General features: G+C 70.2%; 25 protein-coding genes. 12 read left to right on the top strand and 13 right to left on the bottom strand.

What is annotated here, in order from left to right; all coding sequences use genetic code 11:
• Positions 1-66 precede the first annotated feature (66 nt).
• The 9 genes from M3N57_11985 to rpe form a co-directional block, all read right to left on the bottom strand.
• A complete protein-coding gene (locus M3N57_11985; protein ID MDP9023388.1) occupies positions 67-735 on the bottom strand; it encodes a hypothetical protein in 669 nt (222 codons plus the stop codon).
• Between the two features lie 12 nt (positions 736-747).
• Entirely contained in the window at positions 748-1,347 is a 600-nt protein-coding gene (locus M3N57_11980; GenBank protein ID MDP9023387.1) for a hypothetical protein, read from the bottom strand.
• A gap of 428 nt (positions 1,348-1,775) precedes the next feature.
• Positions 1,776-2,492: a hypothetical protein gene (locus tag M3N57_11975; protein MDP9023386.1), complete on the bottom strand. Its 717-nt coding sequence runs from the start codon at positions 2,490-2,492 to the stop codon at positions 1,776-1,778.
• Positions 2,493-2,495: 3 nt separating this feature from the next.
• Positions 2,496-3,734 (bottom strand): tetratricopeptide repeat protein, encoded by a 1,239-nt coding sequence (locus M3N57_11970; protein ID MDP9023385.1) that lies wholly within the window; start codon positions 3,732-3,734, stop codon positions 2,496-2,498.
• Between the two features lie 3 nt (positions 3,735-3,737).
• On the bottom strand, positions 3,738-4,271 hold the full coding sequence (locus tag M3N57_11965) for a NifU family protein (protein ID MDP9023384.1): 534 nt from the start codon (positions 4,269-4,271) through the stop codon (positions 3,738-3,740).
• 103 nt (positions 4,272-4,374) lie between these two features.
• Positions 4,375-5,319 carry a phosphoribulokinase gene (locus tag M3N57_11960; protein MDP9023383.1) on the bottom strand — a complete coding sequence of 315 codons (945 nt, stop codon included), beginning with the start codon at positions 5,317-5,319 and terminating at the stop codon, positions 4,375-4,377.
• A 34-nt stretch (positions 5,320-5,353) separates the two neighbouring features.
• Positions 5,354-6,331: a class II fructose-bisphosphatase gene (glpX, locus tag M3N57_11955; protein ID MDP9023382.1), complete on the bottom strand. Its 978-nt coding sequence runs from the start codon at positions 6,329-6,331 to the stop codon at positions 5,354-5,356.
• 2 nt (positions 6,332-6,333) lie between these two features.
• Positions 6,334-8,397 carry a transketolase gene (gene tkt / locus M3N57_11950; GenBank protein ID MDP9023381.1) on the bottom strand — a complete coding sequence of 688 codons (2,064 nt, stop codon included), beginning with the start codon at positions 8,395-8,397 and terminating at the stop codon, positions 6,334-6,336.
• The gene (gene rpe, locus M3N57_11945) at positions 8,394-9,107 is read right to left on the bottom strand and encodes a ribulose-phosphate 3-epimerase (protein ID MDP9023380.1); all 714 of its coding nucleotides are present in this window, start codon (positions 9,105-9,107) and stop codon (positions 8,394-8,396) included. Before rpe ends, tkt begins: the two co-directional genes overlap by 4 nt.
• A 316-nt stretch (positions 9,108-9,423) precedes the next feature.
• On the opposite strand from rpe, the gene M3N57_11940 reads away from it, so the two are divergent.
• Both M3N57_11940 and M3N57_11935 read left to right on the top strand, forming a co-directional pair.
• Positions 9,424-10,080: a response regulator transcription factor gene (locus M3N57_11940; GenBank protein ID MDP9023379.1), complete on the top strand. Its 657-nt coding sequence runs from the start codon at positions 9,424-9,426 to the stop codon at positions 10,078-10,080.
• Between the two features lie 2 nt (positions 10,081-10,082).
• A complete protein-coding gene (locus M3N57_11935) occupies positions 10,083-11,303 on the top strand; it encodes a GAF domain-containing sensor histidine kinase (protein ID MDP9023378.1) in 1,221 nt (406 codons plus the stop codon).
• On the opposite strand, the gene M3N57_11930 is transcribed toward M3N57_11935, so the two are convergent.
• Positions 11,300-12,400 carry a fructose-bisphosphate aldolase class I gene (locus tag M3N57_11930; GenBank protein MDP9023377.1) on the bottom strand — a complete coding sequence of 367 codons (1,101 nt, stop codon included), beginning with the start codon at positions 12,398-12,400 and terminating at the stop codon, positions 11,300-11,302. The two genes, M3N57_11935 and M3N57_11930, sit on opposite strands and share 4 nt — an antisense overlap.
• Before the next feature lie 207 nt (positions 12,401-12,607).
• Between M3N57_11930 and M3N57_11925 the strand changes: the two genes are divergently transcribed.
• Positions 12,608-13,951, top strand: coding sequence for an SLBB domain-containing protein (locus tag M3N57_11925; protein MDP9023376.1), 1,344 nt, complete (start codon positions 12,608-12,610; stop codon positions 13,949-13,951).
• Between the two features lie 13 nt (positions 13,952-13,964).
• The gene (locus M3N57_11920; GenBank protein MDP9023375.1) at positions 13,965-14,684 is read left to right on the top strand and encodes a CBS domain-containing protein; all 720 of its coding nucleotides are present in this window, start codon (positions 13,965-13,967) and stop codon (positions 14,682-14,684) included.
• A 29-nt stretch (positions 14,685-14,713) separates the two neighbouring features.
• Here the strand turns inward: M3N57_11920 and M3N57_11915 are convergent, their stop codons facing one another.
• Positions 14,714-15,622, bottom strand: a complete 909-nt coding sequence (locus M3N57_11915; protein MDP9023374.1) for a LysR substrate-binding domain-containing protein — start codon at positions 15,620-15,622, stop codon at positions 14,714-14,716.
• 192 nt (positions 15,623-15,814) lie between these two features.
• Here M3N57_11915 and M3N57_11910 point away from each other — a divergent pair, with 192 nt between their 5' ends.
• The gene (locus tag M3N57_11910; protein MDP9023373.1) at positions 15,815-17,254 is read left to right on the top strand and encodes a ribulose-bisphosphate carboxylase large subunit; all 1,440 of its coding nucleotides are present in this window, start codon (positions 15,815-15,817) and stop codon (positions 17,252-17,254) included.
• Between the two features lie 112 nt (positions 17,255-17,366).
• Complete coding sequence (locus M3N57_11905) at positions 17,367-17,795, top strand: ribulose bisphosphate carboxylase small subunit (protein ID MDP9023372.1); 429 nt, start codon at positions 17,367-17,369, stop codon at positions 17,793-17,795.
• A gap of 22 nt (positions 17,796-17,817) precedes the next feature.
• On the opposite strand, the gene M3N57_11900 is transcribed toward M3N57_11905, so the two are convergent.
• Together M3N57_11900 and M3N57_11895 are read right to left on the bottom strand one after the other, a co-directional pair.
• The gene (locus M3N57_11900) at positions 17,818-18,489 is read right to left on the bottom strand and encodes a hypothetical protein (GenBank protein MDP9023371.1); all 672 of its coding nucleotides are present in this window, start codon (positions 18,487-18,489) and stop codon (positions 17,818-17,820) included.
• 96 nt (positions 18,490-18,585) lie between these two features.
• Entirely contained in the window at positions 18,586-20,181 is a 1,596-nt protein-coding gene (locus M3N57_11895) for an AAA family ATPase (GenBank protein MDP9023370.1), read from the bottom strand.
• 137 nt (positions 20,182-20,318) lie between these two features.
• Here M3N57_11895 and M3N57_11890 point away from each other — a divergent pair, with 137 nt between their 5' ends.
• The 6 genes from M3N57_11890 to M3N57_11865 all read left to right on the top strand — a co-directional run bounded on the left by M3N57_11890 (position 20,319) and on the right by M3N57_11865 (position 25,709).
• Positions 20,319-21,083, top strand: coding sequence for an AAA family ATPase (locus tag M3N57_11890; protein MDP9023369.1), 765 nt, complete (start codon positions 20,319-20,321; stop codon positions 21,081-21,083).
• A 99-nt stretch (positions 21,084-21,182) separates the two neighbouring features.
• A complete protein-coding gene (locus tag M3N57_11885) occupies positions 21,183-22,088 on the top strand; it encodes a hypothetical protein (GenBank protein ID MDP9023368.1) in 906 nt (301 codons plus the stop codon).
• Between the two features lie 94 nt (positions 22,089-22,182).
• Positions 22,183-22,446, top strand: a complete 264-nt coding sequence (locus tag M3N57_11880; GenBank protein ID MDP9023367.1) for a HypC/HybG/HupF family hydrogenase formation chaperone — start codon at positions 22,183-22,185, stop codon at positions 22,444-22,446.
• A gap of 8 nt (positions 22,447-22,454) precedes the next feature.
• Positions 22,455-22,985, top strand: a complete 531-nt coding sequence (locus M3N57_11875) for a hydrogenase maturation protease (protein MDP9023366.1) — start codon at positions 22,455-22,457, stop codon at positions 22,983-22,985.
• A 146-nt stretch (positions 22,986-23,131) separates the two neighbouring features.
• Positions 23,132-24,733: an ABC transporter substrate-binding protein gene (locus M3N57_11870; GenBank protein ID MDP9023365.1), complete on the top strand. Its 1,602-nt coding sequence runs from the start codon at positions 23,132-23,134 to the stop codon at positions 24,731-24,733.
• 19 nt (positions 24,734-24,752) lie between these two features.
• Positions 24,753-25,709, top strand: coding sequence for an ABC transporter permease (locus M3N57_11865; protein MDP9023364.1), 957 nt, complete (start codon positions 24,753-24,755; stop codon positions 25,707-25,709).
• Positions 25,710-25,776: the final 67 nt, after the last annotated feature.

Below are 25,776 nucleotides of genomic sequence, written 5' to 3'. Positions count from 1 at the left end.
CGATCACCAGGACCGTCGCCGCCAGGCCGGACTCGTCGGTGTGGATCCTCATCTAGGTCCCACCTCCTAGCACGGGCCCGGGATGATCAGGCCTTCGCAGATGCTCTGCAGGTGCTTGTTGACCTCCCGCAGGCCGGCCAAGATGTTGCTCGTGTCGCCCTGGGCTGGTGCCAGGACACCGTTGGCGATGTCCAACCGTTGCCAGATGTCCTCGGTGCCGAGGTTGTCCGGCGGGCTCTGCGCCGCTTCGAGTTGCTGCTCGATCTGGCGGGCCAGGTCCAGGACCTGACCGAGCGTCCCCGACACGGGCTTCAGCGTGTTCGACACCTTCACGAGCACGCCGGACGTGTTGCGCAGGTCACCGGAGGTGTCCTGCAGCGACGCATCGATCGCTGCTGCCGAGTCACGGATCGACGTCAGCGCAGCGACGATCTGCTCTGCCTGGCCGGGGATGTCCTTGAGCGCGACGTCGATGTTGGTCAGGTTCTCGTTGATGCTGCCGATCTGGTTCGGCAACGGGTCGACGTCAGATCCGATGCTGGTCACCGCCGTGTTGGCCTCGGCCAGGTTCGAGTCGATCGCCTCCAGCGCTCCCACGATGCCGAGGAGGAAGCCGATCACCACGATCACGACGAGGATGCCGATGGTCACCCACGTCCACATCCACCGCGTGGCCGTTGCGCCCATCTCCTGCGGCTGGGGCTGGGGTCGAAGTGTGCCTGCTGCTCCTGCCATGTCGTCCCCCTCCTACCTGGCCGCGCAGTGGCCGTCGGGCGGTCCCGCCCCGACCTTGTTGTCGATGCAGGCCGCGTTCTGGTGCCCTTCACGCGCTTGGCCGAGGATGTTGCCGGTGTCGGCCTTGATCTTCTCTGCGAGGTTGATGGTCGTGTCGGCCCGCTCGTTGATCAGCTGGACGTCCCTGTCGATCCGCTTGGCGACGTCGAGGATCGCCGCCGCGGCGGTGTTGATGCCGCGCGCGGTGTTCCCGATCGCACCAGCGGTCGAGTTGATCGTCCCGGCGGTCGAGTTGATCGTCCCGGCGGTCGAGTTGATGGTCCCGGCGCTGTCGTTGATCGAGACCGCCAAGGTGTTGATCTCCTGGGCCAGGGACACGATCTGCTCCAGGCTCCCGGAGAGAGGCTCGGCGGTTTGAAGGATGGATGAGGCGGTCTCGTTCGTCCGGTTCAGCTGCACCACGGAGTCGGTCGCCGTGTTGATGCCCTGACCGGTCCGAGCGATGTTGTCTGCTTTGGCGTTGATGGCCTGCGCCGCCCGCATCGTCCTGGCGAGCAGTGCCGCGGTGATCCCCGCCGCCACTAGGACGACGACGAGGACGATGGCGCTCACCACGTTGATGGCGCCGTGTTCAGACCGAAACGTCGACGTGACGCCGGCCCATGGGCTCTTGACAGCCACGGGTCCCCCCTCTCTCGTCCCGACCGGTTGAGCACACCGTCGGTGGTGCGCCGGTCGAGCTAGCTGCCGCTTCCTTCCGCGTACCGATCGGTCGCCGTGACGACCGGGGAGTCCGCGTGGTTCCGCAGCTGGCGCGACAGCCCGACGGCGCCGGACGGCGCCATCGCGTCACGGAGGGGAGACCAGAAGGGACACGCGGTGGGAGGGACACGTGTCACACGAGCAACCAACGCCGCTCCGTTGTGCACGTTCACCTCTCCCGCCCCGGTCGAACGTTCGCCGCGACCGGATACGTGTCGCGCGCACATAGTAGACACCGGTGCCTGCCGGTCTCAAGCGTCCGGCCCCCGCGCGAACGGTCACAGCGACTCTTCGAGCTTTCCTAGGTTCTGCGGGCGGACGGCGACCCGCGCCCCGCTGGGGGTCTCGAACAGCAGGGCTCCGTCGTCGAAGGTGTCCACGGCCAGGCCCTCGACCTTGGGGCCGGCGGGCCCCATCGGCAGCAGGAGAGCACGCACCTTCCGGCCCAACGTGACACAGCGCTGGCGGTAGTCGGCGATGACGTCCTCGGGTGGCATGGCGTACCGACGCTCGACCGCGCCGACGATCTCGGCCAGCAGCGGGGCGCGGGGCGGTTCGGCGTCCACGGCCAGGAACGTGGCAACGGCCCACTCGGTGGACTGCGGTCCCAAGCCCACCTGCACGCCGACGGCTGCTGCCCGCTTGCCGTCGACGACGACCTCGTCGGGCCAGACAACGCCGGCGTCGCCGCCGCCGACGGCGTCAGCCAGGCCCGACACCGCGACGGTGTACAGCCAGCCTTCTCGTTCGGGTGGCAACGACGGCCGCAGCACCAGCGAGAAGCCCAGGCCCCGGCCCGGTTCGCCGACCTGCCAGGCCAGCCCGCTCCGGCCGCGCGGCGAAGCCTGGTAGTCAGCGACGACCACGGCCCCCTCGGGAGCGCCCGAACGTGCCCAGGCCAGCGCATCCGCCTCGGTCGACAGCAGCGCCGGGTAACTACGGACCGGTCGATCCCCGAGCTCCTCGGCGAGCGCTTGCGGTGACAGGTCCTCCACGCGCTACTCCCAGGTACCGTCGTCGCCCACCTCTTGGCCGACCCGGTTGAAGATCGCCTTCAGCCGATCCCACTGCGGGATGTGGAACCGGGCCATCGCGCGCGAGATCTGCGACCGGAAGCGTTCGCGGTCGTCGGCGTCACGGTCCTGCAACGCCTCGACGGTGCTGCGGATGATGGCCTGCATGTCCTCGTTGGGCATCTCGAGGAGGACGTCGAGGTAGGTGTAGGCCAGCTCGGTCGCGGCGCCACGACGGGCCAGTTGGCCGTCGATCCATGCGCCGGTCGCGGCTCTGCGCTCGTCCGGGTCCGCATCGGCCCAGCGGACGAACTCCTCACGCGCCTCCCGGGATCGATCGTCCGACGGGAGCTGGTCGAGCACGATCATCAGGTCGTCGTGGCCGTCACCGAGGCGGCCCAGCACCGCGTCGGCCTGCTCGACGACCGGTTGTGCAGCCGCTGGCGTGCCCCGCGCCTGACGGGCCGCCAGCCGTGCTCGCGGATGGTCGTCGACCTGCTCGTACGCCAGTGCCAGGTTGGCCTTGGCCATGGAGTACGCCTCGGCCCGCAAGGATCGAGGGTTGGTTCCCACGGCGGTCCGGAAGGCTTCCACCGCCTCCTCACCGCGTTCGGCCGCCAGGTGCACCAGCCCCAAGACGTTGGCGGCGGCACCGGCCGCGGCGGCGTCGTGGGCTTCGGTCGCGGACTTGATCGCGGTGTCGAGCGGCTCGAGCGCAGCGTCCAGTTCCCCGGCCGACAACAGGGTCGCGCCCAGCTCGCGGCCCGCAGCGGAGGCCTGCCCCGGCGGTCCCTCCTCGCGGAAGCGCTGGAAGGCCTGACGGAACCGCTCGGCGGCCGCGTCGAGGTCACCGCGGTCACGCTCGACGAGCCCCAGGTTGAACAGCGCCGCCCCGTGCTCGAGGTGCAGGCCGTGCTCGCCGAACAGGTCCGTGGCCCGCGCGAACGCCTCCGCTGCGCCAGCCGCGTCGCCGTCGCCGCGCAGGCCCACACCCAACATGTTGGTTGCCTTGGCGTACTCCACGGGACGGTCTTCGCGCTCGAACAGTTCGGCTGCGACCCGCAACGCCGCCACAGCCTGGGGGGTCTGCTCCGCCTCGAGCAGGGTGACGCCCAGGTGGAACTGCACGGTGGCGTGCTCGACGGGGTTGCGGTCGGCGCGGTAGTGGAGCAACCCCGACCGCAGCTGCTTCAGACGCTGGTCGATGTCGTGGGTGGTGGCCACGGATCACTCGAAGCCGGGCGGCGGTCCCGACTGCAGCTGTACCAGGGTCGGCCCCGGCGGGGCGTGCGGCTCGGCCTCGTCGTCCTCCACCGTCAGGTGCATGAACCCGGGGAAGTGCTCCCGCAGCGAGCTCTCGACACCTTCTCGGAGGGTCACCGCTGAGGCGGTGCAGCCTGCGCAGGCCCCGCTCATGCGGACGTGGACGACGCCGTCCTGGACCTCGAGGATCTCGACCTCGCCGCCGTGGGAGTGGATGTAGGGGCGGATCTCCTCCAGAGCCTGCTCCGCCGCGGCCCGCTCGTCGACCCCGACCGCGTAGGCATCGAACAGCCAGGAGATCGCCGGATGAGCCTGGCGCAGCTCGTTCAGATCGACCTGGTCGCTCAGAGCATCCCCGAGGTGCGTCAGCGCCATGCGGTGCAGGACGTCGATGCCATCGAGCAGGTCGAACACCTGCTCCTGGATCGGCTCGTCGAACTCCTGGAGGGACTCCAGTAGTTCCTCGAGGTGGGTTAGCAGAGCGTCGAGGTCATCCATGGGACACCGCCAGCCGGGTCGTCGATACCGCGTCGCTTGTGAGGGTATCCGTCACGGAGGGATCTGCACCGCCCGGCCGCGGTGACAGCTGGTCCCCTTCGCGTCAGGACGGAGAACGCAGCAGGTGGTGCAGCAGGATCAGCTGGGTGATCGCCAGCGGTTCGCTGTGCTCCCCCCCACCCAGATCGCCGAGCGACTCCGGGAGCGGGTCGTCGCGCCCCAGGTTCTCCCAGATGAGCTTCTGGATCATCTGGGTCTCCTCGCGCGGTGCGTACCCGTGGACGTGCAGGGCGTCGACCGGCCGCCCATCGTTGTCGCGCATCAGCTTCAGGTGCACGGCCTGGCGGTGCTCGTCGTCGATCACCTCGGCGAGGTTAGGATGCGGGATGGTCGGCCGCAGCAACAACGTCGCAGACAGCGGCGTGTCCTCCGGGTCGTCGCGCTCCTCGATCGGGCCGAACTGCACCACGATGTCGGCCTGTTCGCGCTGCGGCTGGATGAACGCCTCGGATTCGGGTTCGCGTTTGCGGAGGCTGGCTCGCACTTCCTCCTCGGTGTATCCGCGCTCGGTGGTGTCCCGCTCGATCTTCCACTTGTAGCGGATCTCCTCGGGCGGGTCGAGGTACACGCTGACGTCGAAGCACGCTCGCATCAGCCTGGTGTGCAGCGGGAGCAGACCCTCGACGATCACGTAGTCACCCGGCTCGACCAGCTCCGGACGGACGAGCTTGCCGTTCGAGTGGTCGTACACCGGCTTCAGGATCGGCTGGCCGGTGGCGACCAGCTGCAGGTGCTGCTCCATGACCTCGATGTAGTTGCACTCAGGATGCAGCGGCGTGAACGGCAGTTCCTTCCGCTCCTGCCGGTCGTACTTGTGGTAGTCGTCGATCGGGACGGCCGTGCAGCGATCCGGGCCCAGCGCCTGGACGATCCCGCGCGTGAGCGTGGTCTTCCCCGTAGCGCTGTCGCCGGCGACGGCGAGCATCCTGGGTCGGGTCCGACCTTCGTTGGGGCCCGCCCGTCGCATACGGATCAGCTTGTCAGGCATCGCTCACTCCTCATCTTCTCACCGGGTCCAGCGGTCAGTCCTGACCGGGGATGTCGACGTCGACGTGCACGGCATCGACCACCAGTCGCGGGTGCGTGGGCGAGGCCACGAACGAGCGCGTCCGCCAGCCTCCGTCGGTGCGCACCGGGCCCCGGAGCAACTCGCCGCTGGTGACGCTGGTCGCGACGAAGCAGCACTCGTCGGACGCGACCAGGTCGTCGAGCGTCATCGGAGCGCCGGGTTCGTGACCGGCCTCGATGATGCGTTCGCGTTCACCGTCCTTCTGCGGCGACAGCGCGGCCTGCATGTCGCCCCGCAGCAAGCGCACCGCAGCGGCGGTGATCACCCCCTCGGGGGCCCCGCCGACGCCGAGCAGGACGTCCGCGCGCGAGTCGGGCAGGAGGACCAGCATCGCCCCCGCCACGTCGCCGTCAGGGATCAGGATCACGCTCACGCCCAGGGCGTACAGTTCCTTGACCAGCTGCTCGTGGCGGGGCTTGTCCAGCACCACGGCGGTCAGCCGGTCGACCGGCTTGTCAAGCGCCTCGGCGATGGCCTTGAGGTTGTCCTCCGGCGGTCGGGTGATGTCGATGGACCCCGCGGCTTCGTGACCCACGATGAGCTTGTCCATGTACCACGCGGCGGGGCTGCCCCACAGGTCGCCTTCGGGGGCGGCCGCCACGACCGCGATCGCCCCGTCCGCAGCACGGGCGGCGGCGCGGGTGTTCTCCAACGGGTCCACCGCCAGGTCGAAGCGCTGGCCGTCCCCGGTGCCCACGTCTTCGCCGATGAACAGCATCGGCGCGTCGTCCTTCTCACCCTCGCCGATGACGACGGTGCCACGCCCGGGGACGCTGTCGAATGCCGCCCGCATGGCTCTCACCGCGGCGGAGTCCGCCTCGTCGCTGTCGCCGCGTCCGACCCACGGCCGGCAGGCCAGCGCAGCCTCTGTCGTGCAGCGCAGCAGGTGCAGCGCGAGGGCGTCCATGTCCAGGGTGGCGCCGTCGGTCATCGTCAGGTCCCCTCGGTGTCGGATCGGGACTCGGCCAGCGTCTCGCGTGCCGTGTCGGCGATGTTCTCCGCCGTGAAGCCGTACTTCTCCAGCACGACCTCGCCCGGAGCGGAGGCCCCGAACTGCCTCACACCGATCACCCGTCCGTCGGGACCGGCGATGCCGCCCCAACCCATCGGCACCGCAGCCTCCACGACCACCCGGGGGATGCCGGGTGGCAGGATCTCGGCGGCACGCTGGGGATCCAGCTCGAGGAACTTCTCGCGCCACGGCATCGACACGACCCGCGCTGTGGTCCCGTCGGATGCCAACAGATCGGCCGCCTCCAGCGCCTTCCACACCTCCGAGCCGGTGGCGACCAGGACCACGTCCGGCTCCCCGTCGGAGTCGCGCCGGATCCAGGCGCCGTCCTGTCCGATGACACCGCGTGGAGGTGGTGGCAGGACCGGCAGATCCTGGCGACTGAGGATGATCGCGGTCGGCCCGTCGGTCCGCTCGAGCGCGACGCGCCACGCCTCGCTGGCCTCGTTCGCGTCGGCGGGGCGGAGCACGGCGAGGTTGGGGATGGTGCGCAGGCTCGGGACGTGCTCGACGGGCTGGTGGGTGGGCCCGTCCTCACCGACGCCGAGCGAGTCGTGGGTGAACAGGTAGACCGCCGGCACACCCATCATCGCCGCGAGTCGGATCGCGGGACGTGCGTAGTCGGAGAACACCAGGAACGTGCTGCCGTAGGGGCGGAAACCGCCGTGGAGTCCGATCCCCGTCAGCGACGCGATCATGACGTGCTCGCGGACCCCGAAGTGGATCTTCCGACCCCGGTAGTCGCCCGGCTTGACCTCGTCGCCTTCGACCTTGGCGACCCGGGTGGAGCCGGCCAGGTCACCCGATCCCCCGACCAGCTCGGGGAGGATCTTGCTGAGCTCGTGCATCGCAGCGCCGGAGCCATCCCGGGAAGCCATCTTCTCGCCGGGGTCGAACTGCGGCAGGACGTCCTCGTAGCCCTCGGGGAGTCGTCGGGCGTGGACCCGGCGCCACTCGCTGGCCTGCTCGGGGTGGGCGTCGGCCCACTTCTCGAAGCGCCTTTCCCACTCGTCGTGCTCGCGGTGGCGCTCGTCGGCGAGCTTGGCGCAGTGCTCACGGACGTCGTCGGGGATCACGAACATCTCATCGGGCGGCCAGCCGAAGCGGATCTTCGTGCGGCGTAGCTGGTCGTCTCCGAGCGCGCCGTCGTGCGCCTCGTGCGTCCCCTCCACGTCCGGAGCGCCGTAACCGGCGAGCGTCGGGACACGGATCAGGCTGGGCCGGGTCTCCTCGGCGATCGCGTTGCGCAGCGCCCGCTCGATGGCGTCGCGGTCGTTGCCGTCGTCGATGTCCTCGGTGTGCCAGCCGTAGGCGGCGAAGCGCGCCAGCACGTCATCGCTGTAGGTCACGTCGGTCGATGCGTCGATCGTGGTCTTGTTGTCGTCGTAGAGGACGATCAGCCGACCCAGGCGCAGGTGCCCGGCCAGCGAGGCCATCTCGTGGCTTGCCCCCTCCATCACATCGCCGTCCGAGGCGATCACGTAGGTGCGGTGGTCGACGATCGGGGGACCGTCGTCGGGGTTGTAGCGGGCGGCCAGCATCCGTTCCGCCAGCGCCTTGCCCATGGCGTTGCAGATGCCCTGACCCAGGGGGCCGGTCGTGGTCTCCACGCCCGGTGTGTGTCCGAGCTCCGGGTGGCCGGGAGTCCGCGAACCCCACTGGCGGAACTCGCGGATGTCGTCGAGCGTCAGGTCGTAGCCGAACAGGTGCAGCAGCCCGTACAGCAGCATCGACCCGTGGCCGGCGGACAGCACGAAGCGATCGCGGTCGAGCCAGTCGGGTCGGGTGGGGTCGAACCGCAGGAACCGCGACCACAGCACCCACGCTGCGGGCGCCATCCCCATCGGTAGGCCCGCGTGACCGGATCCGGCCTTCTCGACCGCATCGGCGGCGAGCAGACGCAGCGTCACGATGATCCGGCCCTCGAGGTCGTCTGAGGCCGGAGCGAGGTCCGGTTCGGTGGTGGCAGCCGTGCTGGTGCTCATTGACGTGCTCCCTCCGCGATAGAGCGCAGCCGTGGGATGGCCGCCTCGGGTCCGCCCTCGTGGCCGAAGACGGCGCTTCCCGCACAGAATATGTTCGCGCCCGCTCGGGCGGCTCCGGCGATGGTGTCGGGACTGACACCACCGTCGACCTCGATCTCGATGTCGTGGCCGGAGCGGTCGATCAGTGCCCGTGCCGCGGCGATCTTGGGTTCCATCGTCGCGATGTAGTCCTGGCCACCGAAGCCGGGGTTGACCGTCATCACCAGGAGCAGGTCCATCAGGTCCAGCACGTGCTCGACCGCCGTCAGCGGCGTCGCCGGGTTGAGCGCCACACCCGTGCGTGCACCCAGCTCTGCGATCGCACCCAGAGTGCGGTGCAGGTGGGGGGTCGTCTCGGCGTGGACGATGATCAGCTCGCACCCCGCCTCGACGTAGCGGTCCAGCAGGCGGTCGGGGTTGGCCACCATCAGGTGCGCCTCGAAGCCGAGGCTCACCTGATCGCGGGTGCCCGCGATGATGTCAGGGCCGAACGTCAGGTTGGGGACGAAGTGACCGTCCATCACGTCCCACTGGATCCGGTCCGCGCCCGCCTTCTCGAGCAGGCGGGCGTCCTCGCCGAGCCGGGAGAAGTCGGCAGGCAGGACCGATGGGACGATCTGTGCGCCACGGCCGGTTGGTTGCCGTGGCTCCTGCTCCGCCGTACCCGTCACGGCGCATCTCCTCTCGCCCGCTCGCGTGGCCTCGCGTCGGGGCCGGTGTTCGACCGTGCCGTCGACGTCTTCCTGCTCGGCCTCGGCTCGGCGTTCACCGACACCCTAGGACGCCGGCTGTGGCTCGACCTCCCCCTCGGGCGGGGTCGAAGGGGGGATGCCACCGGTGCCCACAGGCCACCTTCGGGCTTGGGTCCTTCCCGGTGCACGCGCTGAACCCGGTCGTTCGGGAACCGGTTGGACGCCCCAGTACGGTGGCCTTCGACGGCCGCCGTCGCCGGCGGCGCCCCGCCCCGCGACGTACGATCGGCTGGCCATGCCAAGACCCATCCGGGTGGTCCTGGTCGACGACCACCAGATGGTCATCGACGGTCTCAAGGCGATGCTGAGCCGCCACTCCGACGTCGTCGAGGTGGCCGGTGAAGCGCGGACGCGCGACGAAGCGCTCGCCGCCGTCCGCGAGGCCGAGCCCGATGTGGTCCTCCTCGACGTCCGCTTGAAGGGCGACAGCGGCCTCGACCTGTGCGTCACCATCCGCGACCTCGTGCCCGACTGCCGGGTGGTGTTCCTGACCGTGTACGACGACGAGCAGTACCTGTTCCAGGCGCTACGGGCGGGAGCATCTGGCTTCCTGCTCAAGCGCGTCGACGGTGACGAGCTGGTGCGCCACCTACAGCAAGCGTTGGATGGCGTCACGGTGGTCGACCCGACGCTGGCGGGACGGGTGGCCGCGTCGGCGGCTCGGCTGCACAGCGGGGAGTTCTGGCCAGGGGCGCACCTGGGGCTCACCCAGCGCGAGAGCGAGGTGCTGGCGCTGCTGGTCGCCGGCCACTCCAACAAGGCCGTCGCCGGCGAACTCGTCATCAGCGAGGAGACCGTCAAGAGCCACACCCGCTCGATCTACCAGAAGCTCAACGTGTCCGACCGGGCGCAGGCGGTCGCCGTCGCGCTGCGCGAGGGACTGTTCCACTGACGATGGGGTCGCTCGGTGATCGCGGTGGCCTGGGTCTCGAGGATTCCGAGCGCGAGCGGACACTGCTGGGTCGCATCATCGACACGATCACGGCCGGGCTCGACCTGGAGGATCTCGTCCACGGCGTGGCGGGGATCATCACGGACGCGACCGCCACCGACGTCTGCTTCGTGCACCTGCTCGACGCGGCGCGCGGCCGGCTCGTGCTCGCCGGCGCCACGCCCCCGTTCGACCGCCTCGCCGGGACCATCGAGCTGGACGTGGGCGAGGGCGTGGCCGGATGGGTGGCCGCGAACGAGGAACCAGTCGTCCTCGTCGCGGACAAGCGTTCGGACCCGCGGTACCGGTACATCCCCGAGCTGCGCGGCCAGGACTACACATCGCTCGCGTCGGTGCCGATGGTCAGTGCTCCCGGCCGACTGGTGGGGGTCCTCAACGTCCACACCCGCGAAAGACGCGAGTTCGGCCACGGCGATGTCCGGTTGCTCACCTCGATCGCCAGCCTGATGGCCGGCGCGGTCGAGAACGCCCGCCTCCACCAGCGGCTGGCGCTACGCGAGCGAGCCCTGGAACAGTTCGCCGAGCGGCTGGTCGAGGCCCAGGAGAAGGAGCGTCGGCGCCTGGCGGGCGAGATCCACGACGGCATCAGCCAGCGCATCGTCGGCCTGTCGTTCCACCTGTCCGCTGCGGCGGGGGCCATCGACACCGACCCGGGTTTCGTGGCGCACCAGATCGATGCCGCGCGGACGCTGGCTGCGGACGCGCTCGACGAGACCCGTTTCGCGATCGCGGGCTTGCGACCGTCCGTCCTCGACGACCTCGGTCTCGCCGCAGGCCTGGAAGGCCTGGCCCGGACCCTGCCCGCCGTGACGGTCGAGCTCGACGTCGCCGACCACTGCGAGCTCCCCGATCACGTCGAGACGGCCCTGTACCGCATCGCGCAGGAAGCCATGCAGAACGTCGCCAAGCACGCCGAGGCCGGGCACGTGCGTGTGCGGCTGGCCTGTCGTGGTAGCCGTGTGACGCTGGAGATCAGCGATGACGGCAAGGGTTTCGATCCACGCGCCGTCCCCACCGAGGACCGCGTGACCTACGGGCTGTCGGGGATGCGTGAACGCGCCGACCTGGTCGGCGGGCGGTTGCGGGTTGTGTCGCGCCCAGGGGCGGGGTCGATGATCCACGTGACCGTCGACCCCGCCGACCCCGCGCACGCGAGGAGCTAGGCGGCCAGCTCGTCCTCCATGTCGGGCTTGTAGCTCCCGGTCGTCGCCGCACCGTTGCACCGTGCCCGGTGGGCCAGGATGCGCTGGGCTTCCTCCATCTTGGAGTCGTCACCGGCCCAGGTGTCCAGCGCCGGACCCTGGATCGCCCGCGCGTACGAGAAGCTGAGCTTCCACGCGTGCGGACCGCCGGTGTTCATCGCGTTCAGGCGGGCGGTCGCATCCACCGCGCCCTGGCCACCGGACAGGAACACGATCCCGGGGAGCGCAGCGGGCACCGAACGGTTCATCGCCCGCACGGTCGCCTCGGCGACCTCCTCGGGCGTGGGCTGCTCGGACGAGTCCTCGCCGGGCAGGACCATGTTGGTCTTCAGCAGCGTGCCCTCGAGGCGCACGTCCTGACCGATCAGCTCGTCGAACAGCGCCCGCAGCACGGCGACCGTCACCTCCTCGTCGCGCGCCATGGAGTGGTCACCGTCCATCAGCACCTCGGGCTCGACGATCGGGACGACGCCGAACTCATGGCACACCGCCGCGTACCGCGCCATCGCGTGCGCGTTGGCCCGGATGCAGGCTTCCGAGGGCGTGCCGTCACCGATCGTGTACACGGCCCGCCACTTCCCGAAGCGCGCCCCCAACTCCACGTACTCGGCGAGGCGTTCGCGCAGCCCGTCCACCCCACAGGTGACCTTCTCGCCCGGGTGCAGTGGGAGCGGTGCGGTGCTGGCGTCGAGCTTGATCCCCGGGATGATGCCCTTGTCCTGGAGCACCTGCGGGAAGGGTCGGCCGTCATCGGTCGACTGGCGGATCGTCTCGTCGTAGAGGATGACCCCGCTGATGCCGTCCTCGAGCCCCGGCGCCGTGAACAGCAACTGCCGGTACTTGCGGCGCGTCTCCTCGTTCGGCTCCACGCCGACCGACTCGAGTCGGCCCGACGCGGTGCTGTTGCTCTCGTCGGCGGCGAGGATGCCCTTGCCGTCCGCCACGAGGGTCTGGGCGGTCCCGTCGAGTTCGATGGGGCGGACCTCGCGGTCGGGAGTGGCGCTATCCAGGCTGCGCAGCGTGCGTTCGAGCGCTTCCAGATCCTTGACTTGGGCCATGGGGTGTCTCCTCGTTCGCGGGCGGTCACGTCCATACTGGCGCTTCGACGGTCGCTCGACCTCCCCCGAAAGTGGGTGGCGCGCGGGCGCCCGGCCCACCGGGGAGGGTCACACGGGGAGGATCGGTCCCAACCAGTTCCCCCCCCATGGGGGGATGGCGGGCCGGCCACCGCGGCGTACGGTCGGTACGTCCGCTGGAGGTGGGTCGTGCCCGACCGGAACGCCACGCACGTCGCCTTCCTCGGCGCGGCGGCGGCGACGCTCGATGATCACCGCGCCTCGGGCGGCGGCCAGGCGCTCGCGGCCGCCCGCGCGCGCGGAGGGGATGCGGTCGTCGACGAACTCGTCCGCTCGGGCCTGCGAGGCCGCGGGGGCGCGGGCTTCCCCACCGGGGTGAAGTGGCGGACGGTGCGAGACAGCCCGGCCGGAACCAAGTACGCGGTGTGCAACGCCGCGGAGGGTGAACCGGGGACCTTCAAGGACCGCTGGCTGTTGCGCCGCAACCCGTACCAGGTCCTCGAGGGACTCGCGATCGCGGCCGACGCGATCGGTGCCAGCCGCGCCTACGTGGCCGTGAAGGCCACGTTCGCGCGGGAACTGGCACGCTTGGAGCGCGCAGCGGCCGAGATGAGCTCGGACGGCCTCCTCGGCGAGCTGCCCATCGAGGTGATCGCCGGCCCCGACCACTACCTGTTCGGGGAAGAGAAGGCGATGTTGGAGGTGATCGAGGGCCGGCTGCCACTTCCACGGATCCTGCCTCCCTACCAGGTGGGGCTGTTCGCCGCTGCCATGGCACCCAACCCCACGGTGGTCAACAACGTCGAGACGCTCGCGCACGTAGTCCCGATCGTCCGCGACGGGGCGGAGCGGTTCCGGTCGGTCGGGACGGACGCCTCGCCGGGGACCATGCTGTTCACCCTCTCGGGGGACGTGCAGCGGCCGGGCGTGTACGAGGTCGCGCTCGGCACGCCGTTGCGGGCGCTGATCGACGACGTGGGAGGAGGCCCGTTGCCAGGTCGTCGCATCAAGGCCGTGTTCCCGGGGGCGTCCAACGCCGTCCTGACCGCCGACCAGCTGGACACCGCGCTCGACTTCGACGCGATGCGGGCAGCGGGGTCCGGGCTCGGATCGGGCGGTTTCGTGGTCTACGACGACTCGGCCTGCGTGGTCGGGGCCACGGCAGCGTTCTCGCGGTTCCTGTTCGTCGAGTCGTGCGGGCAGTGCCCGGCGTGCAAGGAGGGGTCGCGGAAGATCACCGCGTGTCTCGAACGCGTCGAACGGGGCACGGGGACCGAAGCTGACCTCGACACGGTCGTGGAGCGGTGTCGCAGCGTCACCGGCGGGAGCCGCTGCGGCCTCCCCGATGGCGAGTCGCTCCTGGTCCGCAGCGCTGTGGAGCGGTTCCGCGACGAGTTCGTCGCCCACCTCAGCCGCGGCTGCCCGCGGCCTCGGCGGCTCCCCTTCCCCGACCTGAAGGACTTCGACGAACAGGCCGGTCAGTTCGTCTTGGCGGGCCCGCACGCGTACGACGTGGAGCGGGTCGGTGGTTGAGAACGGCACGCAGATGACCACGGACCCGAGGGTGGCCCCACCGCCGACACGGACCGTGAAGGTCGGCGACCTCGCACGCGGTCCCGTGATCGCGACCGGCCCGGGGGCCACGCTGAGAGAGGCGGCCAGGACCATGGATGAGCACGGTGTCGGCTCGCTGGTGGTCCTCGAGGACGGGGCGCTGGTCGGGATCGTGACCGAGCGCGACCTGCTGCGGTGCATCGCGACAGACACCGATCTGGATACCACACGCGTCGAGGCCGCCATGACCCACAGCGTGGTGACCGTCGCCCCTGACTGGGAGGTGTACGAGGCCGCGGCCGAGATGACCGATCGCCGGATCCGTCACCTCGTGGTCACCGAGGGGTCGAATGTGGTGGGCGTCCTGTCGATCCGCGACGTCCTCCTCGCGGGGCAACGCGTGGAGCTGACGGACGGGAACTGGGCCGTGCTGCGTGATCCGCTGACGTTCACGCTCCGGGAGCGTCGGCGCCTGCAACGCACGCTGCTGCACCTGGGTGGCGGGCCAGTCGCCGATCTCGACGTCGACGAGCTGATCGGCGTCCTGGTGGGCAGCTGGTCGTTCGACCTGCCGCTGCCGCCGGATCGCGCGGCGCTCGCCACGCTGGCGGACGAAGATCGCCAGTTGCTCCGCGCTGCGGTGCTGGACGAGCTCGCCGATGTCCAGCGGGCGGTGCAGCCGGCTCCCGGTTGGCGTCACTGGGATCGCTGACGCAACCGGGCCGTCACTCAACCGGGCCGTCACCGGCCCGCGGGCGCGTCGAACCGTGGTTGTGGGTGCGGTCGTGCGCGGTCGGTGAGGTGCGCGACGAACAGCTCAGCCGTCGGGGTCGTGTCCAGGTGGGTGACGGCGTGCCACGGACGCGCGATCGGGGTGCCCTCGACGTCGACGACGCGGAGCTCATCGGCGGCCACCTCGCGGTCGACGGCGTCGCGAGACACCAGGCCGAACCCCAGGCCGGCGGTCGCGGCCGCGACGACCGCGCCGTTGGAACCGAGCGTGAGGACGGGCGGGTCGATCCCCACCGCGTTGAGCAAGCGCTGGAGGGCCGCACGGGTCCCCGAGCCGGCCTCCCGCAGCAGCCAGGTCTCCGACTCCAGCTGGACCAGCGACACTCCGTCGGTTGGGGCCCGGCCAGGCGCGGCCACCACCACAAGTTCGTTGGGACGGACGGCGCGGGTCTTCACATCCGCGTCGACGGGCGGTCGTCCGGCCAGGGCGATGTCGACCTCGTGCTGCAGCAGCAAGGACCACACTCGCTCCCGGTTGCCGACCTCGAGCCGCAGCCCCACGTGGGGGTAGTCGTCGAGGAACGTCGCCAGCGATCGTGGCAGGACGTGTTCGCTGGCGGTCGTGACCGCAGCGATGCGGAGGTTGCCGCGCGTGGGATCCGCCCCTCCGCTGGCAGCGGTCTCGGCCTCCTCAAGCAGACCCAGCACCCGCCGGGCGTACCCGGCGAACACCTGGCCGGCCTCGGTCAGGCGCAACCCTCGGCCGTGCGGCTCCACCAGGTCTGATCCGAGCGACCGTTGTAGCGCCCCGACCGCAGCCGACACGGCCGGCTGGGTCACCACCAGGCGTTCCGCTGCCGCGCGGACCGACCCGGTGTCGGCGACCGCCACGAAGGCGCGGAGCTGTGTGAGCGTCACGTGACCGACCCTTCACACGTCCGAGAGCACGAATGATAAAACGATAGTTATGTGTAACGCTAGATTTCTATACGTCCGACCGGGGTACCCCGTCCGTTGGCGAGTACGTTCGTATGGGTCCATCCCTACGAGACCTGCTTACACTCGGGAACGTACGGGACAGGACCGATCACACGAGGAGACGGACAACTTATGGGTGGTGGCAACGGAGAACGGTGGGAAGCAGGAGTCCTGCCGTACGTCGACATGGGTTATTACGAGCCAGACTACGAACCGCGTGACACCGACATCCTGTGCGCCTTCCGGGTGTCCCCGCAGCCCGGGGTCCCATGGGAGGAGGCCGCCGGTGCGGTGGCGGGAGAGTCGTCAACGGCGACGTGGACGGTGGTGTGGACCGATCGGCTGACGCCGTACGAGTACTACCGGGCGCGTTGCTATGACATCCAGGAGGTGCCCGGCGAGGAGAACCAGTTCATCGCGTACGTCGCGTACGGGCTGGACCTGTTCGAGGAAGGGTCGATCGCCAACCTGACGTCGTCGATCATCGGCAACGTCTTCGGCTTCAAGGCGCTCAAGGCCCTGCGGTTGGAGGACATGCGCATCCCGCCGACCTACCTCAAGACCTTCCAGGGTCCGGCGCACGGCATCCAGGTGGAGCGCGACTACCTGCGCAAGTGGGGGCGCCCGCTGATGGGCGGGACGATGAAGCCCAAGCTGGGGTTGTCGGCCCGCAACTACGGCCGGGTGGTCTACGAGGCGCTCCGCGGTGGGCTGGACTTCACCAAGGACGACGAGAACATCAACTCCCAGCCGTTCATGCGCTGGCAGGACCGCTACCAGCACGTGATCGAGGCGGTGAACAAGGCCTCGGAGGTGACCGGCGAGGCCAAGGGTCACTACATGAACGTGACCGCGGCCTCGACGGAGGAGATGCTCAAGCGCGCCGAGTTCGCCAAGGAGCTGGGCTCGCCGATCATCATGGTCGACCTCACGGTCGGGTACACGGCGATCCAGTCGCTGGCGTACTGGGCTCGGGAGAACAACCTCATCCTGCACCAGCACCGGGCGGGGCACGCGACCTACACGCGCCAGAAGACCCACGGCGTGAACTTCCGCGTCATCGCCAAGTGGATGCGGATGATCGGCATCGACCACATCCACGCCGGGACCGTGGTCGGGAAGCTCGAAGGCGACGCCAACCTCACCTACGGCTACTACGACACCTGCCGTGAGGGCTACCAGGAGCGTGACCTCGGACGTGGCATCTACTTCGACCAGGACTGGACCGGGATGCCGGGGATCTTCCCGGTGGCGTCCGGCGGGATCCACGCGGGGCAGATGCACGAGCTGCTGTACCACCTCGGCGAGGACACCGTCCTGCAGTTCGGTGGCGGAACCCTGGGTCACCCGTGGGGGATCGCGGCCGGCGCGATGGCCAACCGCGTCGGCATCGAGGCGATGGTCAAGGCGCGCAACGAAGGGCGTGACCTGATGAAGGACGGCCTCGACATCCTCAAGGAGACCGCCAAGAAGCACAGCCCGGAGCTGCAGGCGGCGCTGGACACCTGGGGTGACGTGACGTTCGAGTACGAGGCGGTCGACTCGCCCGACATGGCCGAAGCATCGAGCTGACACGACCGGCCCGACGCCGGGCACGCGACCTGCTCGGCGTCGGGTCCCACCAGGCCCACAGACCAGGCCCGCAGACCAGGTCCGCAGACCAGGAAGGATTTCACGCATGAGCATGAAGCTGAGGCAGGGACAGTTCTCCTACCTCCCCGACTTCACCGAGGAGGAGGTCGCCGCGCAGATCCGCTACGCCGTCCAGAACGGCTGGGGGATCTCGATCGAGTACACCGACGACCCGCACCCGCGCAACGACTACTGGGAGTTCTGGGACGTCCCGATGTTCGGCATCGAGGACGAGTCAGAGGTCCTCGAAGAGTTGCGCAAGTGCCGTGAGGAGCACCCCAACATCTACGTCGGGCTGACCGCGTACCGGTCGGACCGGGACCGCCAGGGCGCCATGCTGCACTTCATCGTGCAGCGCCCCGACGACGAGCCCGGCTTCCGGCTCGAGCGCCAGGCCAAGAACGCACGGGTCATGAGCTACAAGGTCAACCCGTACGCGACCGAGAAGCCCGCTGGCCAGCGCTACGACGGCAGCAAGTGACGGGACCCAAGACCAGGGTGAGCTAACCCCACCCGGCATCACGCGCCGCCCGATCGGCATCCCCGGCCGGGCGGCGTTCGCCGTTCCCGCTGAGCGAGGACCCAGCGAGGTCGCCGGTGACCGGTTCGGCGACGGCGGCAGCGTCGCGACGCGGGGCCGGACGCGGCTGCGGTGACCGGCGCAGGGCAAGGGCACGCCGGCGTCGGTGGCCGTTGTGGCCGTGACCGACCACCCGGCGTCCCCACCCGGAGACCGCCGCCGTGAACCGGCGGGGCGTGGGCGTGCGATCGGCGCGCTTCTCGCGCGCGGCCAGAAGCTCGGCGGCGAGCTGGTCGCCCAGGGAGCGCGTCCGCCGGGTCCGCTCCGCCTCGCGTAGCCAGTGGGGTTTCAGCCACTCGGGCGGGTTGGCCGCGAGCCACACGCCGGCGAACAGCAGCGCCACCGCGCCGAACACGGCGATCAGGACGACGGGGAGCGGCCACGGACTCGGGACGCTCATCGCCGCGATCATCGCCGCCGTGAGCAGGCCGTACAGCGCGACAGGGATGGGCACGAAGCCGAGGTGACGGACCACCAGCGGGGCGTCTTGCGCGAAGTACCAGGTGCCCAGCCAACGCAGTCGACCGGTCCGGAACGCCCCGCCGATGGCGGCCACGAACAGCGTGGCGGTCACGATCAGGCCCTCGGCGATCATCTCACGACACCCCGTGTTCGTCGGCCAGCGACGGCAACGTACCGCCAACCTGGCGTGGCGGCGTGGACGGCGGCGGAACCGCGGCCCCGGTCGCCGTTACGAGACGCGACCTCGCCGCGGCGGCACCGCCTCGGTCGGTTGATCGTCCCTCCACGACCACAGGCCGGTCGCCTCGGCGACCGCGGTGATGGTCATCGTCTCGCGTTCGACCAGCGTCTCGGCAACGGTCCGCAGGAGCGCGGCGTGGTCGCCGAGGATCGTCCGCGCCGCCTGCTCTGCGCGCGCTAACAGCTTGCGCACGCCGGGGTCCGGGCGGCCGGCGCCGGCGGCGTCAGGGTGGTGGTCGGTGGCGTCCGCGGCCAACTCGAACTTCCCGGTCATCGCCCATCGTTCCACCATCCGACGGGCCAGCTGCGCCGCGTCGTCGAGGTCGTCCTCGGCCCGCGAACTCGGCTCCCCGAACGTGTTGACCTCGGCTGCCCGCCCGCCGAGCAGCACGATGAGCTGGCTCATCAATTCACGTTTGGTGAGGACCTCACGGTCGTTGCCGAGCGACCACGGCGACCGTGTCGTCGCCCCCGATCGGGTCACGATCGACACCCGCGGGGGCGGTCGCACCCCGCGCAGCAGCAGGGCGAGCAGTGCGTGCCCCGCCTCGTGGTACGCGACCAGGAGCTTCTCGTCTGGTCCCATCACCCGGTTGTTGCGCAGTCCCGTCACCAGCCGGTTGATCGCCTCGTGCACATCGTCGGCGGCGATGCGGGTGCGGTGGCGGCGGGCAGCCAGCAGCGCCGCCTCGTTGACGATGCGCGTCAGTTCGGCGCCGCTGAGCCCAGCGGTCTGGCGTGCCACCTCCCGCCAGTCGACCTGCCGTGACACCGGCCGCCGTGACGCGTGCAACCGCAGGATCGACTCGCGCCCCGCCACGTCGGGACGATCGATCAGGATGCGCCGATCGAACCGCCCCGGGCGGACCAGGGCGGGGTCGAGTAGCTCCGGGCGGTTGGTGGCCCCGACGATCAGCACCCCGGCGGCCGCCTCGAAGCCGTCGAGCTCCACCAGCAGCTGGTTCAACGTGTGATCGAACTCCCGGTCGCCCGACATCCCCCCGCTGCGTCGCCGGCCGACCGCGTCGAGCTCGTCGATGAAGACGATCGCGGGCGCATCGCGCTGTGCCTGGCGGAACAGCTTGCGGATACGGGCGGCGCCGATGCCCACGTACTGCTCCACGAAGCTGGCCGCCGACACGTAGTGGAACGGCACGCCTGTTTCGCCGGCCAGGGCGCGTGCCAACAGCGTCTTGCCGTTCCCCGACGGGCCGCACAGCAGGATGCCCTTGGGGAGTTCGGCGCCGACCGCCCGGAACCGTTCCGGGTCGGCGAGGAACTCACGCACCTCGGCCAACTCCGCGATCGCGTCGTCCAGGCCGGCCACGTCCGCGAACGTGACGCCGGGGCGGTCCGCGACCACCTCTGCGAACCCGCCGGCTGGCTGACCGGCGCCGGCCGGGACGCGTGACCACTCCCCGTCTGCGTCGCCGGGTCCCTCGGATGCTCCGGCGTTGGAGCTCGCCGCACGACGCCGTGCCCGGCGCGTTCCCGGGACCGCACCGTTGAGGAACAGGGCTAACAGCGCCCCGACGACGAGCACCGCGGCGGTGAGTAAGAACTCGGGGCGCAGGAACAGCTCCACGACCGAAGCACGGTAGCGGCGTCCAACCCTGCGTTCAATCGGCACCCGGCTGCGCTCGCATCCGCGGTGACACCGGTCCATACTGGATCGGGAGCGACGTCCGACGACGAGCGACGTCCACGACCCGGAGGGTGCGCGTGAAGTTGGGCATCGTTGGTAAGGGAGGAGTCGGCAAGACCACGGTGTCTGCGCTGTTCGCGCAGGCCTACCGGGAACGCGGTTCACGCGTCGTGGCGATCGACACGGACTCGAACCCGAACCTGGGGATCTCGCTCGGGCTGTCGCTGGAGGACACGGAATCCATCCCCGCCCTCCCCCGGTCGGTGGTGGTCGGTCAGGGCGCGACTGACGCGACAGCGGAGTCGCTGATCGGCGAGTACGGGCGCGCGACTCCCAGCGGGGTGACGTTGCTGACGGCCATGCGCGTCGATCAGGCGGGCGCCGGGTGCACGTGCGGGGGTCACGCCACCGTCCGCAGCCTGCTGAGCGAGGCGATCGACGAGCAGGCCGACGTCACGATCATCGACATGGAGGCGGGCCTGGAGCACCTCAGCCGCTCCGGCGGAACGCTGGCGTACGCCGACGTGCTGCTGGTGGTGATGGAACCCAGCCGCAAGTCCGTGATCACCGCCGCCCGCACCATGACGTTGGCGGAGGAGCTGGGGATCCCGCGCGTCTACGGCTTGGGCAACAAGGCTCGCTCCGCCGACGACGCGGAGTTCTTCCGCGCGACCGCGGACGAGTTCGGTGTGCCGCTGGCCGGGGTGATCCCCTTCGCCGACGAGGTTGCCCGAGCCGACCGAGCAGGCGCCGGGGTGACCACCGGTCCCCCGGCAGCGGTGCGGGTGGAGATCGATCGGGTGATCGACTTCCTCGAGGAGCAACTGGTCGCCACCGCCTAGACGTCCGGCGGCGCGCGACCGGTGGTGCAGCGCGCGCACGGCGACCGCGCCACGGTGAGGGACCGCGAAGGAGACGTGGTAAGCGACCGGAGGGAAAAGATGGGAGCCGACGACGTCCTGGGAGCCGACGACGTCCTGGGACACGACGACGTCCTCGTGGTCACGACGCGTTCCAAGCTGCGCAGCCCCCGGTTCTTCCCCCAGATGATGCTGGCCTCGACGCGGATCCGCCGCCAGCTCGGCCGAACCAGTGGCGTGGTGCGCTGGGCCAGCGTGGTCGCCAGTCCGACCGAGTTCTGGACGATCACGGTCTGGAGTAGCCGCCACCTGATGCAGGAGTTCATGCGTTCTGAGGAGCACGGCTACATCATGTGGCTGTTCTCCAAGTGGCTGCGCTCCTTCTGGCTGATGCGGTGGCGCCCCGGCCAGCGCGAACACGGCGCCTGGTCGGACCTGACGATGTCACGTCGTGACACCGGTGGCGATGCGGCGGGCGAACACGGCACCCGCGCCCAGCGCGAGCTGGTCGACGAGATGTTCGCCAAGATGCCCTACCTGCGCGTCGCGATGGGCGACGACGGGATCGCGTCGTACCGCGACGCTCCGCACGTGCAGCAGCACCGCAAGCAGGTCGAAGGCGCGGGCGGAGCGGTCGTGCGGATCGAGACCTCGCCGCTGCGTACGCCGGTCGCGCTTGCCGACCTGCGTCGCCAGCGCGACCGTCTCCGGACCGCCCCGTCGTTGCTCGGCGCGGCGGCAGGCGTTGGCCGGCCTGGTGAGGCCTACCTGCTGGCCGTGTGGAGCGACCGGTCCGCCGGGGCGCGGTTGCTGGAAGGTGGCTGGGCGCGCGACCTGCGCCGGCGTTGGGGCGACGGTTACTGGGCATGCGAGTGGCTCCCGGAGAACGAGTTCGGCCACTGGGACGGCCGCCGGCTGCGTAGGGAGCTGCGCCGCCACCGTGCCGCTCGCCGCCGCGCCGCCGCCGCCGAGCGGGTCCCACGCTAAGGCACCGTTCGTCAGGTCAACGCCAGGGCGTACCCTGGTGGCAGCGGCGCATCAGGCGCCGATGAGCCACGTCGGAGGAACCATGTGCCTCGGCATGCCCGGCCAGGTCGTCGCGATCGTCGATCCTGACAACTCGATCGTCGAGGTGGACATCGCAGGCTCCCGCAAGCAGGTGTCGACCGCCGTGCTCGTCGACCACGATCCCCGTCCGGTCGAGGTCGGTGACTGGGTGGACGTCCACCTCGGTTTCGCACTGGCACGCATCAGCGAGGAGCAGGCCCGCGACGTCCTGGCCTTCCTCGCGCAGTTCGAGGAGGAGGATGTGCCCGATCCCGCGACGCTGTCCCCGCCGGCGTAGGCGCCGCCGTGGCGACGGTCGTGGATCCCACCCTCGACGCGTCTCCCAAACGCGTGGTGGTGGCTTGCTTCGGGAACGTGCTCCGCGGTGACGATGGGTTCGGCAACGTCGTCGCCGAACGGTTGAGCGCCGAGCCGCTCCCCGACGGCGTCACCGTGATGGAGGTGGGGATCGGCGGCATCCATCTGGTGCAGGCGCTGATGGACGCCCTCGACGCGCTGGTCGTGGTCGACGCCGTCGACCTCGGGCGCCCGCCGGGGACCGTCCTGGTCATGCAACCCGACATCGCCGACGTCGCCGCGATGTCCCCCGAGGAGCGACGCGACAGCCTGGCCGACATGCACTACGCGACGCCCGACCGGGCACTCATGCTGGCTCGGGCACTGGACGTCCTCCCCGCCGAGGTCGTCCTCGTCGGATGCCAGGTCGCCGACCCTGAGATGCTCGGTGAGGGACTGACTCCCACCCTCGACGCCGCGGTGGAACCTGCCATCGCCGAGATCCGTCGGGTCGTCGGCGAGTTCGGCATCGTCTGGTAGCCAGCGACGGGCTCGCGGGGTAGGTGTCGGGCGCACTTACCTGGCCGTCCAGGCCACCTCTAGGGTCCGCCGCTCATCGACACGTCTCGGCCCGTGGCCTGTCGGGCTCGGTGACCCGCCGCGTGTCAGGACATGGAGGTCTTCCGATGCGCCGTCCCGTGCTGTCCGGTCTGGTGGTGGCGGCCCTGATCGCGGTGGCGTGCGGCGGCCAGGACGGCGGCGGGGGCGCCACGCCCGGCGCCACCCCACGCGGTGACGGAGAGCAACCCACCCCGGCCGCCCGGCAGGAGCTGGTGGTCGCCTACGGCGCTGACCAGTTCCAGCTCGAGCTGAACAAGAAGCGGCTGGGGATGTACCCGCTGAACGCCAACATCTGCGAGCCGCCCGTCCAACTCACCGAGGACTTCCAGGTGGCTCCGCTGTTGGCCACCGACTGGGAGTACGTCGGCGAGAACACCTACCGGTTCACCCTCCGCGAGGGCGTCACGTTCCACGACGGCAGCGAGCTGACCGCAGAGGATGCCGAGTACTCCATCGACCTGACGACCGAGGAGCCGGAGACCAACTACAGCTTCCTCGATGCGGGATCGGCCACCGCGACAGGCGACATGCAGCTCGAGATCACCCCGACCCAGCAGAACGTCCGGCTGATCGACCAGATGACGCACCCGACGTACTCGATCATGCCGTCGGGCACCGACCCGACCGTCGAGCCGGTGTGCACCGGTCCGTTCCGCTTCGTGGAGTACGTCGAGAACGACCATCTGACCGTCGAGCGCAACGACGACTACTGGGGTGAGCCGGCGCAGCTCGAGCGCATCACGTTCCGGTTCATCCCTGACGCGGCGACCCGGGCGTTGGCGCTGCAGTCGCAGGAGGTGGACGCGATCGCTGACGTCGACCGTGCCCAGGTCTCGTCTCTCCGCCAGCAGTCCGGGGTGACGGTCGTCACCGCCCCGCCGGGGCAGGTCATCGTGCTGTACATCGCTCAGCGCGGCTCGGACGGGAGCGAGAAGATCACCGCCGACCCGGCGGTGCGCCGCGCGATCGCGCACGCCATCGACCGCGAGGGTCTGGTCAACGGCGTGTTGGACGGCAACGCCGAGGTCGTGTCGACCGTGAACCCGCCGTCCGTCCTCGGTGAGCATGCCGACCGCATCCAGGGGGTCGCGCACGACCCTGAGCGCGCCAGGCGCGTGCTGGACGAGGCCGGGTGGACGCAGCCAGGCGGTGGCCAGGTGCGTTCCAAGGCCGGCCAGCCGCTGGCGCTGACGATGATCTACGACTCGTCACGGGTGTCGGCTGACGTCGCGCAGTACGTCCAGGCGCAGCTGGCGGAGGTCGGCATCCAGGCCGACATCGAGCAGCTGGACAAGGCTGCGTACCAGGAGCGGATCGACACCGGCCAGTACGACCTCGACATCGAAGCGCCCAACCAGAACGACTCCAACCCGGCGTTCCTGCTGGCGTTGCGGTGGTACTCCAAGTCCAAGGTCCGCAACGCCCAGTACGTCTCGATCGGCCCGGCCTACGACGCGTTGATCGACCAGGCGCTGAGCGAACCCGACCGCGAGGAGGTCAAGCGGATCGCGGCCGAAGCGATGCAGCTGCTCGTCGACGAGGAGGTCGGGGCGGTCCCGCTGGCAGGCACCTTCCGCATCTACGCGCTCAGCGAGAAGGTGCAGGGCTTCGAGCCGCATCCGTCGGGCATCAACCAGAGCTGGGCCACGGTCTGGCTCTCGGAGTGAGGAGCGCAGCGGGGCGCCGATGATCGGGTACACGGCCCGCCGCGTCGCGTCCCTGGTCCCTGTGTGGCTCGGCATCACGCTGATCGCGTTCGCCTTGAACGCGATCACCCCGGGCGACCCTGCGCGCATCATCCTCGAACAGCGCAGCGCCGAAGCCCCGTCGCAGGCGGAGGTCGAGGCGCTGCGTGAGGAGCTGGGGCTGACCGACCCTCTGCCGGTGCGCTTCGCTCGCTACGTCGGCCACGCCGCGACCGGCGACCTGGGGACCTCGTACCGCACCGGGCAGCCGGTCCTCAGCGAGCTGGCGCGACGGTTCGTGGTGACGCTGCAGGTCGCGGTGCCCGCGCTGGTGCTGGCCCTGGCGCTGTCGATCCCGCTCGGGGTGGCGGCCGCCTCCCGGCGCAACACGCCGGTCGATCACGTGTCGCGGTTGGGGGCGCTGGTCGGCGCGTCGGTGCCCAGCTTCTGGCTGGCGTACCTGCTGATCCTGTGGCTGTCAGTGGGCCTGGGGTTGTTGCCCGTCGCCGGTCGCGGGAGCTGGCGTCACCTGATGCTACCGTCGGTGACCCTGGCCCTGGGCGCAGCCGCCGGTATAGCCCGGTTGACACGGGCCAGCGTCCTGGAGGTCTTGAGCGAGGGGTACGTCCGCACCGCCCGGGCGATGGGCGTGCCACGCCGTGTCGTCCTGTTCCGTCACGCGCTGAAGAACGCGCTGATCCCGGTGGTGACGCTGGCCGGCCTGCGCTTCGGCTACCTGCTGGGCGGTGCGGTCATCGTCGAGACCGTCTTCGCGTGGCCGGGCCTCGGCAAGCACGTCGTCGACGCGATCTACGACCGCGACTACCCCACGGTTCAGGGTTTCGTGCTGTTCATCGGAACGGTCTTCGTCTTCGTCAACCTGGCGGTGGACGTGCTCTACGTGCGCTTGGACCCGCGCGTCCGGCTGGCCGACCGGGGGCCCGGTGTCGCCGCTTGATGTCCAGACCGCCGGCGAGCAGCGCCTGGGCGGCGACCTGCCGTCCGAGCGTCACGCCGCGCAGCCA

This window comes from Actinomycetota bacterium (assembly GCA_030776725.1).
Taxonomy (GTDB): domain Bacteria; phylum Actinomycetota; class Nitriliruptoria; order Nitriliruptorales; family JAHWKO01; genus JAHWKW01.
The sequence above is the reverse complement of the archived record's forward strand: the minus strand, read 5'-3'. Positions and strand labels throughout refer to the sequence as shown.

Excerpts from the sequence above, each read along its gene's own strand:
- M3N57_11920 (MDP9023375.1), top strand. The coding sequence starts at position 13,965 with ATGACCACGGACCCGAGGGTGGCCCCACCGCCGACACGGACCGTGAAG.
- M3N57_11935 (MDP9023378.1), top strand. The coding sequence starts at position 10,083 with ATGGGGTCGCTCGGTGATCGCGGTGGCCTGGGTCTCGAGGATTCCGAG.
- M3N57_11965 (MDP9023384.1), bottom strand. The coding sequence starts at position 4,271 with ATGGATGACCTCGACGCTCTGCTAACCCACCTCGAGGAACTACTGGAG.
- tkt (MDP9023381.1), bottom strand. The coding sequence starts at position 8,397 with ATGAGCACCAGCACGGCTGCCACCACCGAACCGGACCTCGCTCCGGCC.
- M3N57_11905 (MDP9023372.1), top strand. The coding sequence starts at position 17,367 with ATGAAGCTGAGGCAGGGACAGTTCTCCTACCTCCCCGACTTCACCGAG.
- M3N57_11910 (MDP9023373.1), top strand. The coding sequence starts at position 15,815 with ATGGGTGGTGGCAACGGAGAACGGTGGGAAGCAGGAGTCCTGCCGTAC.
- glpX (MDP9023382.1), bottom strand. The coding sequence starts at position 6,331 with ATGACCGACGGCGCCACCCTGGACATGGACGCCCTCGCGCTGCACCTG.
- M3N57_11960 (MDP9023383.1), bottom strand. The coding sequence starts at position 5,319 with ATGCCTGACAAGCTGATCCGTATGCGACGGGCGGGCCCCAACGAAGGT.
- M3N57_11985 (MDP9023388.1), bottom strand. The coding sequence starts at position 735 with ATGGCAGGAGCAGCAGGCACACTTCGACCCCAGCCCCAGCCGCAGGAG.
- M3N57_11880 (MDP9023367.1), top strand. The coding sequence starts at position 22,183 with ATGCCCGGCCAGGTCGTCGCGATCGTCGATCCTGACAACTCGATCGTC.
- M3N57_11900 (MDP9023371.1), bottom strand. The coding sequence starts at position 18,489 with ATGATCGCCGAGGGCCTGATCGTGACCGCCACGCTGTTCGTGGCCGCC.
- M3N57_11865 (MDP9023364.1), top strand. The coding sequence starts at position 24,753 with ATGATCGGGTACACGGCCCGCCGCGTCGCGTCCCTGGTCCCTGTGTGG.
- M3N57_11930 (MDP9023377.1), bottom strand. The coding sequence starts at position 12,400 with ATGGCCCAAGTCAAGGATCTGGAAGCGCTCGAACGCACGCTGCGCAGC.
- M3N57_11940 (MDP9023379.1), top strand. The coding sequence starts at position 9,424 with ATGCCAAGACCCATCCGGGTGGTCCTGGTCGACGACCACCAGATGGTC.
- M3N57_11870 (MDP9023365.1), top strand. The coding sequence starts at position 23,132 with ATGCGCCGTCCCGTGCTGTCCGGTCTGGTGGTGGCGGCCCTGATCGCG.
- M3N57_11885 (MDP9023368.1), top strand. The coding sequence starts at position 21,183 with ATGGGAGCCGACGACGTCCTGGGAGCCGACGACGTCCTGGGACACGAC.